Origin of the sequence: Enterobacter cloacae complex sp. P40C2, from assembly GCF_014930695.1 — a bacterium.
Taxonomy (GTDB): Bacteria; Pseudomonadota; Gammaproteobacteria; order Enterobacterales; family Enterobacteriaceae; genus Enterobacter; species Enterobacter pasteurii.
The window spans coordinates 42,911-55,125 of sequence record NZ_JADBRP010000014.1; the positions used below are offsets into that span (position 1 = coordinate 42,911).

At 59.0% G+C, this 12,215-nt stretch carries 6 protein-coding genes; 4 read left to right on the top strand and 2 right to left on the bottom strand.

Translation table 11 applies throughout. From position 1 onward, the window contains the following. Nucleotides 1-8: 8 nt before the first annotated feature. Both pbpC and IM304_RS19685 read right to left on the bottom strand, forming a co-directional pair. Complete coding sequence (pbpC, locus tag IM304_RS19680) at nt 9-2,336, bottom strand: peptidoglycan glycosyltransferase PbpC (RefSeq protein ID WP_193355492.1); 2,328 nt, start codon at nt 2,334-2,336, stop codon at nt 9-11. Nucleotide 2,337: 1 nt separating this feature from the next. Continuing rightward, nucleotides 2,338-7,290, bottom strand: a complete 4,953-nt coding sequence (locus IM304_RS19685) for an alpha-2-macroglobulin (protein WP_193355491.1) — start codon at nt 7,288-7,290, stop codon at nt 2,338-2,340. Nucleotides 7,291-7,576: 286 nt separating this feature from the next. On the opposite strand from IM304_RS19685, the gene IM304_RS19690 reads away from it, so the two are divergent. The 4 genes from IM304_RS19690 to IM304_RS19705 all read left to right on the top strand — a co-directional run bounded on the left by IM304_RS19690 (nt 7,577) and on the right by IM304_RS19705 (nt 12,207). Further along, on the top strand, nt 7,577-9,121 hold the full coding sequence (locus IM304_RS19690) for a PTS transporter subunit EIIC (RefSeq protein WP_193355490.1): 1,545 nt from the start codon (nt 7,577-7,579) through the stop codon (nt 9,119-9,121). Nucleotides 9,122-9,133: 12 nt separating this feature from the next. Continuing rightward, entirely contained in the window at nt 9,134-10,501 is a 1,368-nt protein-coding gene (locus tag IM304_RS19695; protein ID WP_193355489.1) for a 6-phospho-alpha-glucosidase, read from the top strand. A 90-nt stretch (nt 10,502-10,591) separates the two neighbouring features. Beyond that, nucleotides 10,592-11,437, top strand: coding sequence for a 3-mercaptopyruvate sulfurtransferase (gene sseA, locus IM304_RS19700; protein WP_193355488.1), 846 nt, complete (start codon nt 10,592-10,594; stop codon nt 11,435-11,437). Further along, the gene (locus IM304_RS19705) at nt 11,437-12,207 is read left to right on the top strand and encodes a MurR/RpiR family transcriptional regulator (RefSeq protein ID WP_193355487.1); all 771 of its coding nucleotides are present in this window, start codon (nt 11,437-11,439) and stop codon (nt 12,205-12,207) included. The genes sseA and IM304_RS19705 overlap by 1 nt, the downstream gene beginning before the upstream one ends. The last annotated feature ends 8 nt before the right edge of the window (nt 12,208-12,215 follow it).

Consider the following 12,215-nt stretch of genomic DNA (forward strand, 5'->3'; position numbering starts at 1 on the left):
GGTAACGCTTAACGATCTAATTCAAAATTCACCGTCGCCGTTTGCCCTGTTTCATCCATTACAATTAATTGATAATTACCCGGCAAATATAATTGCAGTGAATAATTCCTCTGCCGTCCCTCCAGCGGTTCACCGTTTAAAAACCACCAGCGCTGCCCTTCTCCACCGCTGGTTGAAACGAAGAGCGTCATATTTTTCTCGCCCGGAAGGCGCTTAATTACCGCTCCTTCTCTGACGCCTGATAACATCAGCGGTGCCGAATTATGATTATCCAGCGGCGGGCAAACCGTTGAACGGGCAGGAAGACGAGCGGCACGTCTTTCGGCAACGGGCAGCCATGGCTCCAGCGGCAACGGCCAGACATCCAGCACTTTTTCTGTCGCATCCGGGCAATCCGCCGCAACGCGTTGACCGTCTTTATTCAGCCAGACCGGGAAACGGATCCCGCGAATTCCCTCCTGCTCCGGCAATAGCAGCGTAGGCGGTTCACTGTCTTCAAGCAGCCAGGTTGACAGACGACGCCGACAGTTTTCGCTCCCTTCCGGCAGCGACTGGCCGCCCGGCCAGCAAATCACACCCCGCCCCACGCTGGCAGGACGCGGATCGCGCGGCAGACGAGCCTCATCCACCATAGAACGAGACTGAAGCAGGTTATTCACCTGATTCAGTAGCGGAACCGCGCTGGCGAAACCAAACTGCCCCGCGACGGGCGTGCCGTCCGGGCGTCCGGTCCAGATACCAATGACATACCGGGCGTTAAGCCCAATGGCCCAGGCATCCCGGTAGCCGTAGCTGGTGCCGGTTTTCCACGCCAGCGGCGCAACCTGCGGCAGCGCGCTGTCCGGCAGGGGCTGAGCTTCTCCGGCGAGAATGCGACGAATAATCCACGCAGCGCCCTGCGACAACAGCGGACGTTCAACTAGCGGATCGCCCGGCTGTAAACGCAGCCTTCCGGCCTTACCCTGCCTTGCAAAGGCGCTATACGCGGCGGCTATATCAGCCAGACGTGCGCCCGCGCCCCCCAGAATCAGGGTGAGGTTGGGCTGCGCGCCCGCCGGGAGAATCAGCGGTAACCCCGCATTGCCCAGCATCCCGGCAAAACGTTTAGGGCCGTACGCCTCCAGCACCTGCACCGCAGGCAGATTGAGGGAGCGTACGAGGGCTTCACTCATGCTGACCGGCCCATGAAAGCCGCTGTCAAAGTTGCCGGGGCGATAATCCCCGGTTTTTCTTGGCACATCCTGAAGCAAGGAGGCAGGATGGATCAGCCCATCGTCCAGCGCCATGCCGTAGACGAAGGGCTTGAGAACCGATCCCGGGGATCGAATTGCATTGACCATATCCACGTGGCTAAAACGGCTGTCATCGTTGATATCCACCGAGCCGACCCAGCCGCGCACTTTCATATCCGTGTGATCTACCACGATCATTGCCAGCGAACTGCGGGCAGGCAGGCGAGACTTCCAGTTCATCGCCAGCTCTTCAAGCTGTCGCTGCAGCGTGGCATCAAGCGTGGTGGCTATTTTTGTCTCGCGGCTTTTACCGAGCATCATGCGCGAAAAGAGCGGTGCCAGCTGCGGCATCTGGCGGGGAGCCAGCCACACCGGTTCTTCCCGGGACTCTTTCACCTGCTTTTCTGACCAGACGCCCTGAGCCATCATGCGGTCGAGGACTTTGTTACGCGCCGCCTCCGCGCGTTCCGGCCAGCGGTCCGGGCGCAGGCGGCTTGGTGCCTGCGGCAGCACCGCCAGCAGCGCCGCGTCGGAATAGCTCAGCCGTGATGGCGGCTTTCCAAGGTAGGTCCAGCTTGCTGCCCCCACTCCCTGCAGGGTGCCGCCAAACGGGGCCCGGTTGAGATACAGCGTGAGAATTTCACGCTTGGAGAGATGCCACTCCAGCTGCATTGCCCGCCACAGCTGACGAATTTTACCGCCAAAAGTGCGCGGATGCGGATCCAGAAGGCGCGCCACCTGCATGGTAAGCGTGCTTCCGCCAGAAACGACTCTCCCGGAGGTAAGATCCTGCCAGGCAGCGCGCAGTACAGAGAGCGGATTGACGCCCGGATGCTCCCAGAACCAGCGGTCTTCATACTGGATCAGGGCCTCCAGATAGCGCGGTGAAACCTCCTCAATGGTAACCGGATAGCGCCAGATGCCCTCGCTGTCGGCAAAACGCCACAGCGGTACGCCCTGCTCATCCACAACCACGCGCGAGGGGTTAACCTCTTTCAGAGGCAGCGGCCACAGGCGGTCGGCAGCGACAATCAGCGCCACTGAAACGAAAAGCGCTCCCGCCAGCCATAGCCAGCGGGAGCGTATCAGTCGTTCTGGCAGCATCTTAAGGAACAACGATCAGCGGGCCACTGGCCGCCCCTGTTGCCCGCCACTGCGGAACGTACATGGATTCCACCATCGGAACCGGCACCTGGTAGGTTCCCGGCGTGACGGCTCGGGCCAGGTACACCAGCGTAACCGGCTGACCTTCATTGACCGGCACAGCGGCCACAAAGCGGTCGTCGCGGAATTCCATATGCTGGATATCAGACTGCTGCATCTGATTCAGCAGATTCTGCACTTCGCTGCCGCTGTCCTGGAGGCTGGCGCTGCTGCTCGCCAGATTCTGGTTTTCAAGTTCCAGACCTGCCGGGAGCAGATCCACCACCAGCGCATCCGGCACGTTCTGGCTGGCCTTCACTTCAAGCCACACCAGCACCAGCTCACCACTCTTCAGGGAAGAGAGTGACTTGCTGCTGCCGTCTGTCGCCAGAACGTGGCGTTCAATCTGCAATACGTTAGAGGTTCGCTGAGGCGCATACTCCGGATACCCCGTACTGTCCAGACGAACCCACAGCGGCGTAGTGCCGGTATTGGTTACCTGCAGCGCGCTAAGCTGGGCGCCGTTCAGGTTTTCTACCCGCGGTTTGTCACTACTTTGTGCCTGCTCAGAGAGGCTCGTGGTCGCCTGCCATGCTCCGGAGAGCGTTTGCAGCGAACGTCCGGCCATGAACAGGGCGTTGCTTTCCTGGGTTGAGAGCCAGCGCTGGCTAAAGGCTTCCTGCGACAAGGCGTTCAGCAGTGTATTTTGCGCATCCGGCAGCAGCTTGTACTCTTCCAGAAGGGAGAGCATCAGGGCATTATCGCGAAGCTGGCTACCGTAATCCGCCATCCAGCTTCGGCTGTCAGTACGCGGCGTTTTGATAGCCAGATCCAGCGCCTGCTGGCTGCGCGGTGCATCTCCCATCAGCTTCAGGGCCATCCCCAGCTGCATCAGCGGCAGCCCGGAAGCAGCCTGAGCGTGGCGCTCCCAGACTTCACGCAGCGCGCCGAGCGGCGCTTTTTGCTGACGCGCCAGAACCAGCGAGGCATAAGCCTGTACGGCAAACTTACTGGCCTCAGCGTTGTCGCTGTAGCGGACAGACATCATGCCCGGATCCTGTAAGTAACGCAGCAGGCGGTTATTCGCCTTATTTACCGCATCGGCAGGAACGCTATAGCCCTGTTCCCCTGCGCGCACGAGGAAGTCAGTAACGTACGCGGTCAGCCAGTACTCTTCCGGACCGTTTTTATCCCAGAGCGCAAACCCCCCGTCGTCACGCTGCATTTGCAGCAGGCGGGAGATACCGAGATCGATAGCCGCACGGCGCTTGTCGTCAGTATCCCCCTTAATGCCGAGAGCCTTGAGCTGCGCGGAATTGGTGTATAGCGACGGGAAGAGGCCGCTGGTGGTTTGCTCCAGACACCCGTACGGATAAGCCTGCAGCTCACGGATGTAGCGCGCCAGGTTCAGTGGCGCTTTTCCGCTGAGCAGCAGCTGCCCCTGTAGCGTCGCAGGAGAGAAACCGGCAATGTGCTGCGCTGGGGCAGTCCAGGATTCGCCAGGGTTGAGCATCGTGCCCGTATTCACCGTTTGCGCCGGGAATGCGGGGCGCACGCCAATTTTCCAGCTCTTCTGCTGGGGAGTATACGTCTCGCCCGGAAGCTGTAGCCCGGCAATCTGAGCGGTAATTTCGCCATCACCGTATCCTTCCAGCGCCCGCACCGGAATAAACAGGGTGCTGCGTGCGCCAGGCGGTAGCTGAACAGGCGCTGGCTGAGCGCCTTCCAGCGACAGCTTGCCGGTTGAGGTTAGCGTGACGTTCAGCGTTTGCGGCCGATCGGTGAGGTTAGTCAGGTCCAGCGTCAGGCGGGAGGTGTCACCGCTTGCCAGGAAACGCGGCGTGTTAAGTTCGGTAATGACTGGCGCGGCTACAACGATCTTGCTCTCGCTGCTGCCGAAATCGTCTTCCGTCCACGCCTGCGCCATCAGACGCAGCTCGCCGTTGAAATCACCAATCGGCAACGTAACGGTGCCTTCACCGTTAGCATCCAGCGTAACCGGCTGCGCCTGCTGGGCAATAATAGTGACGTGATTAACCGGTGGCTTACCGCCACGCTTCAGCTCATCGCCGTCACCGCCGAAGCGCAGTGCGGCCATGCGCCCCTGGCCTTCAATGACCTGGCCGTAGATATCGTAAATATCCGCGCCATAACGCTTCTGTCCGAAGAAGGCTTCCCACGGATCCGGCGTAACGTAGTCGGTAATGTTCAGCACGCCGCTATCAACAGCCGAAACCAGCACGTTCACCTTCTGTGGTGCCGCGCCCTCCTTCACGCTGGCTTTCACTTTCACAGAAAGCGTCTGGTTAGGACGCATTTTCTGCGGATTATCAAGCGCAATGTTCAGGCGGCGATTTTCGTCACCCATTGGCAGATGCAGCAGCCCGACCGCGCGCTTTGGCGTGGCGGATTTGGACTTATCGCCGGGACGTACCACCAGCGTGCTGAGGTACAGATCGTGACGCTTCCAGGCTTTATCCACTGGAATGGAGAGATCCAGACCGTTTGCCGGGACGTCGATCTCTTTCCACCACAGCGGCCCTTCGCTGGATTCAATCATGGCATAGCCTTTGCCCGCGGCCGGTGCGGCAATATGCAGGTTGATGGTATCGCCAGGCTGATAAGCTGGCTTATCAAGCTTCATCGTCACGCGGTCAGGGCGCACCGCCCCCGTGCCGTCGCTGTTATCCTGCCAGCTGTAGCCTGCCCAGAAGCGCACGCTGCTGACCATGTCATCAGGCGCTTTCACTTCCAGACGGTATGAGCCCCACTCCACCGGGAAAGTGACTTTACCGGTTTCATCAGCCTTGAGGTTAAGTTCCTGCTCGCCCTCAACAAGATCTTTCTGGTCAAACTGCGACTGCCAGCCCTCACTCTCTGACCAGTTCCAGAAATAGTCCCGGCGCTCGCGGATCAGGCGCACCTGCAAACCGGACACCGCTTTTTTCGCCCCGCCGGCATCGGCATAAACGATGTCAAAGCTGGCGTTGCCGTTTTCATCGACAATCGGCTGATTGACGGTGGTATCGGTACGGTAATCGTAAACGGCCTTACTGGCGAACTGAGGACGGATCCCCGGTAGCGTGGCCGCCGGCCAGATAGCCTGCTCGGCGCGACGCGTCACCGGGCGACCGCCCGACTCAAGCAGACTGGCCTGCAAAATCAGCTGCAGCGGCGAGTGCACCTCTTTCCACTGGCTTTCAGTGGTCACCTGTCCGCGCCCCTGCTCATCAAGCGTAAGCTGCACTTCGTCCAGGCTACGGCTCAGGTTCTCTTCCGCAATATCACCGAACTGGAATCCCGGCAGCGCAGTTACCGCCTCACGCAGCGGGCGCAGGAAAAGCTGGCCTTGCAGGGCGTTGCCGTTAGCCGGTGCGCCATACAGGTAATAGCCCACTACGTTAAAGTCCACGTCATCCCGTGGAGAAACCGGTGTTTTTTGCCCCGTCAGATTCAGCGCCATGCGTTCAGGCATGAAATCTTCAACTTGGAAATCCCACATGCGCTGCTGGTTGTCTCCCGTATTCGCGCGAACATGCCACATGCCGGTCTGCGCGCCGCTATCAAGCGGGTAGTTGAAGCGGTAAAGTCCGTTCTCGGGCTGCACAACAACCGTGCGCGCCACCTGACCGTCCGGGCGCAATACGTCAAGCTTCACAGGCTGATCGGGAAGCGGTTTTCCGTCGCTGTCGCGCAGCAGGCCGTTGAGGAGCACCGTTTCACCCGGACGATAGAGATCGCGCGGGCCAAACATAAAGAATTGTTTGCTATAACCCGGCTTGCCGGCGATATCAAACTCCGCCAGGTCGAGCGCCGGAAGTTTGAGATCGAGCAGCGTGGTCTGCCCGTCTTTGCTGGCGAGGATCAGCGCAGCTTCTTTATCCGTCTCCAGCTTCGCATGACCGTCCGCGTCGCTGTTCGCCTCGGCCAGGGTCTGGCCTTTATCGTTCAGAAGGGTAAGGGCAACGCCTGACTGCGCCGCACCGTTTTCCAGGCTCTGGGTGAAGATGTCCAGGCGGTTATGATAGCGGTGGGCGGAGAGCCCAATATCACTTAAGGTGAAAAGCGTCGCGGCATTGCTGTAGTTGTAGTGCCCGGCCTGATTCATGACGGCTATGTAAACGCCCGACTGCTGGAGCGGCTTAATATCCTTCAGCGGCAGCAGCAGTTTCTCGCGGGTGTTGCGCGCCGGGTTAAGGTCAAAGCGGCCGGTATAGACCAGTTCCGCCATCTTCAGCAGCGTGTCGGACTCCCAGTTGGTCAGTGAGTTCCGGTACTCCCACTGGCTGACAAACGAGGCCAGCGACTCCGGCTTAATGCGGTAGAAGTTCACGTCCACGCTGTTAACGTTAAGCGCCATCACCGGCAGCCCTTCCACCACGCTGCCCGGCAGCAGCGAACCGCGGCTGGCAAATCCGACCGTCGGTTCAACATCCCGGGTGGTGATAGCTTTTTCATAATCAATGCCAAACGTCGCGCTGTTCAGCGCCTCAAGACCACGTTCGACGGTGACGACCAGGTTACGATTTGGTTCCAGGTGGCGCAGGCGCAGCTCTTTCAGATTGGGCGCCAGCTCCCAGGCACCGTCCACCTTGCCGCTTTTCTTATCCACCACGTGCACGGTTTTGGCGAAGTCCTGATCGGGCTTCAGCGGCACCGAAAAGGTCAGCACCAGCGTCGCAGCGCCGTCAAGCTGTACCTCTGAGGCATCCAGCAGCGTCAGCGCCTTACCCTGGCTCTGTGCAGCCAGCGCAGCCAGCGTTTTTGGGTCCGGTTTTTCCGGTGCTTTCTTTTCTGAAGCGGTTGACGCTGCGGGCGCAGCAGCCTGTGTTTTGTCGTCGCTGTTATCGCAGCCGACAAGCGTAAACGTGGTGAGCAGCGCGAGAGAGATCGCGGCTAAGCGAAACGGTTTCATCCTTAGTCTCTGGCCTGTGAGGCCTGTTGGTCGTCGTCCGGATAAGTATTATCCGCAAGTTTCGTTAATACAAAAAGTCCAATTTAGTATTGTGGAAAGCGCCTCGCAGAATGACATCACCCTGCCATACGGTGTTGGAACCACGATCACAGCCCTTAACGTAACATGTTACCTTTCACGTCATTTGTTTTTAAAACAAGAAGATAGCTGGATAAGATCCTTCCGGGCCTGCTAGTTTTATGACCATGACGCACGCCGAGTGCGCGGTTCAATAAGAGAGAAAGCCATGAAACGAGCCGTGAACGCCCTACAAAATTTCGGTAAATCACTTTACGGACCGGTACTTATCTTACCTATCGTCGGTCTGTTTATCGCCTTTGGCAATGTGCTGGGCAACGGTAATCTGGCCGAGTACCTGCCGTTTCTCGGCCATCCGCTGATCCAGAATGTTGGCCAGCTGATCGCCAAATCTGCCGTGTCGGTGCTGGTTAACCTGGCGCTGGTGTTTGCCGTCGGGATCCCCATTGGCCTGGCCACGCGGGACAAAGGCTACGCGGCACTGATTGGGCTGGTGACCTTTGTGGTGTTTATCAACGCCATGAACGTGACGCTAAAGCTTCAGGGTGAACTGGCTCCAGCTGACCAGATGAAAGCCGCGGGTCAAAGCATGGTGCTTGGCGTTCAGGTACTGGAGATGGGCGTGTTCGCCGGGATCCTGACCGGGGCGCTCTCCGGTTATCTGTACAACAAATACTCCGGCGTGCAGTTTAACGGCGCGATGGCGATCTATTCCGGCCACTGCTTTGTTGCCATTGTGATGCTGCCCGTCTCAATGCTGCTCGGCGTGGTGATGAGTGAGCTGTGGCCGTACGCTCAGCACGGCATTAGCGCGCTGGCGCTGGCGATCAAAGGCTCCGGTCCGTTCGGCGTGGCGATCTACGGCTTCCTTGAGCGCATCCTGGTGCCGACGGGCCTGCATCATCTGGTCTACACCCCGTTCCTCTATACCGAACTGGGCGGTACGCAGGAGGTGTGCGGCACGGTTTACCAGGGCGCGCGCAACATTTACTTCGCCGAGATGGCCTGCCCGGACGTGAAGCAGCTGAGCAGCACCGTAGTGTGGGACGCGCGCGGCATCAGTAAAATGTTCGGCCTGCCTGCCGCCGCGCTGGCGATGTACATGACCGCAAAGCCGGAGCGTAAAGCCATTGCGAAAGCCATTCTGATCCCGGCGGCGTTAACCTCGCTGCTGGTGGGCGTCACCGAGCCGATTGAGTTCTCCTTCCTGTTTGTCGCCCCGCTGCTGTTCGTGGTGCATGCGGTGCTGACCGGCATCGGCATGATGCTGTTCTCCCTGTTCGGCGTTCACGCCATCGGTGCCAACGGGGTTATCGACTTCATTCTCTACAACCTGCCGCTCGGCACGGAGAAGTCCAACTGGCCGATGTACATCGTGGTCGGACTGATTATGTTCGCCCTTTACTTCGTGGTGTTCCGCTTCCTGATCCTGCGCTTCAGCATGAAAACGCCGGGCCGTGAAGATGAGGAGCAGGAGACGCGCCTTTACAGCAAGCAGGAGTACCAGGCGAAGGGGAATAACGACGGGCTGGGCGAATCCATCGTGGTGGGTCTGGGCGGCCGGGAAAATATTGAAGTCGTTGATAACTGCTACACCCGCTTACGCGTCACGGTGAAGGACGTCGCCATCATCGACGAACCGCGCCTGAAAGCGACCGGCGCGAAAGGGGTTATCAAACAAGGCAACAACGTTCAGGTGGTCTACGGGCTGCATGTCAAAAAAATGCGAGAAGCCGTTGAGACGTTTCTCTGAAAGGAGCTAAAGATGTTTACACCCCCATTCATTCTGTCCATTGCCGGCGGCGGCAGCACCTATACGCCGGGTATTGTGAAAAGCCTGATGGTGCGCCTGCAGGATTTCCCGCTGGCGGAGATTCGCCTTTATGACATCGACGAGGCGCGTCAGGACACTATTGCGCCGGTGGTGGAAAAGGTTATTCGCGACCACAGCCAGAGCATCAAATTCACCGTCACCAGCGACCCGGAAGTGGCCTTCAGCGGCGCGCATTTTGTGTTTGCCCAGATGCGCGTTGGTCAGTACAGGATGCGCGAGCAGGATGAGAAGATCCCGCTGCGTCACGGCGTGGTTGGCCAGGAAACCTGCGGCCCCGGCGGGCTGGCGTACGGGCTGCGTACGATCCTGCCGATGGTGGAGCTTATCGATCTGGTGGATCGCTACGCGCATGAGAAAGCGTGGATCGTTAACTACTCCAACCCGGCGGCTATCGTCGCTGAAGGCGTACGTCGTCTGCGCCCGAATGCGCGCGTGCTGAACATCTGCGATATGCCGGTTGCCGCGATGCGTAATATGGGCGCCATTCTGGGCGTGGATCGCCGCAAGCTGGAGGTGGACTACTTTGGTCTGAATCACTTCGGCTGGTTTACCCGCGTGCTGGTGGACGGCGTAGACAGGCTGCCGGAGCTGCGTAAGCATATCGCGAAGTTTGGCCTGCTGACGGAAGATGCCGCCAAAACGGATCCGCAGCATTCTGATCCGTCGTGGGTGAAAACCTGGCGCAACATCAAGCCGATTATGGATAACTTCCCGGAGTACCTGCCGAACCCGTATTTGCAGTACTACCTGATGCCGAACCAGATTGTGGAGCATCAGGACCCGGAGTACACCCGCGCCAACGAAGTGATGAACGGGCGTGAGAAAAAACTTTTCGCCGCCGCGGAAGAGTACAAGCGCACCGGGATTTTACCGGATGCCTTCCACGTAGGCGTCCACGGTGAGTTTATCGTCGATGTCGCCTGCTCGCTGGCCTTTAACCTGCGGAGCCGCCATCTGGTGATGGTGGAAAACCGCGGCGCGATAACCAATCTGCCGTACGACGCGGTAGTGGAAGTGCCCGCCTATATCACCTCCGAAGGACCGGAGCCCGTCCGCGTGGGCAAGGTGCCGCTGTTCTATCAGACCCTCCTGCAACAGCAGCTCGCGTCTGAACAGCTGCTGGTGGAGGCAACCATCGAAGGCAGCTATGAGAAAGCGCTGCAGGCCTTTACCCTGAACCGTACCGTGCCGACCATGGCGCACGCGAAAGCGATTCTGGATGACATGATTGAAGCCAACCGCGACTACTGGCCTGCGCTGCAAAAAGCCTGGCAGGACGGCGAAACGGTGAAAAAATAGGGGCTTGCTCGCGAGTTGAACGCGGTTTGCTTGTCGGTGTCAGAAAAAACACCGACAATTCTTTTTTACGGAAAAGAATGGAGGCAACCCATGTCCACCTCATATTTTGTCGCCGCCGACTGGCTGATTGAGCACGGCGACGATCCGGAAGTCCAGATTATTGACGCGCGCATGGCTCCTCCGGGCCAGGAGCATCGTGACGTTCCCGGTGAATACCGTGCCGGACATCTGCCCGGCGCGGTATTTTTTGATATCGAAGCCCTTTCCGATCACACCTCTCCCCTGCCGCACATGTTGCCACGCCCGGAAGCGTTTTCCGTCGCGATGCGCGAACTTGGCGTCAGCAAAGATAAACACCTTGTTGTTTACGATGAAGGTAACCTCTTCTCGGCACCGCGCGCGTGGTGGATGCTGAAAACTTTCGGCGTGGAAAACGTTTCGATTCTGGCAGGCGGCCTTGCGGGCTGGAAGCGCGATGCGCTGCCGCTCCAGCAGGGTGACGTGACGCTGCCGGAAGGCGATTTCGACGCGACGTTTGACGCGCAGGTGGTGAAGCGACTGACTGACGTTCTGGTTGTTAGCCACGAAAGAACAGCGCAAATCGTCGACGCCCGCCCTGCGCCACGTTTTAACGCCGAAGCGGATGAACCGCGTCCGGGCCTGAAGCGTGGCCATATTCCGGGCGCGCTGAACGTGCCGTGGGGCGATCTGGTGTTCGAGGGGGAGCTGAAAACCACCGACGAGCTAAAGGCAATTTTTGACCGTGCGGGTGTTGATTTGCATCGTCCGATCATCGCCAGCTGCGGTTCCGGCGTGACGGCCTGCGTGGCGATCCTTGCGCTGGCGACTCTGGGCGTGAATGACGTCACGCTGTACGACGGCGCCTGGAGCGAATGGGGTGCGCGAGAGGATCTGCCGGTTGAACCGGCGAAATAATGGATAACCGCCTGGCCACGCTGTTAACGCGCGGGGCGTCCCTGACCCGCGCGGAGTATCGCGTTCTCGCCCACCTCACGGAGCATCCGCTGCTGGTGGGCAACATCACGGTGCGCGAGCTGGCGCAGGCGACGTTTGTCTCCACCGCGACCATTATGCGGCTGTGCCAGAAGCTGGGATTCAGCGGCTTCAGCGAGTTCATCTGGCACTGCAAGCAGCTGCTTACAGACACGCCGCATATCGCCGTACAGCCCGAGCAGCATGCAGAATTACCGGCGCTTTTTAATCAGTTTATCGCCAACTATCAGCAAACCTTTCAGTGGGTTACGCAGAAGAAACGCCAGCAGTTTTCCAGCCTGCTGCGCCAGAAAGAGAGCTTTTTTCTCTACGGCGCCGGTTTTTCCTATCTTTTTGCCGAGTACCTGACCAAGAAACTGCAGGTGCTGGGTAAAACGGCGTTTATCTCCGGGCCGGGGGACAGCCGGAATATTTTCCTCAGCAACGCCGCACGCTATCAGGTATTTATTGCCGTCTCCCGCAGCGGTGAAACGGAGCAGGTGCTGGATAAAGCGCGGATCGCCAAAAACGTGGGTATGACGGTCGTCGCCTTTACCCGTGCCTCCGCCAATACGCTGGCGGGCATGGCGGATCTGCATTTCGCGCTGTATGACGAGGCGGTACACTTCGCTGCCGAAGCCGCAGGCGTGACGTCGTTTGAGTCGAATCTGGTCCTGCTGATGGATTTACTGCTGCTGGAAGCAACGGGGTGAAACTCACC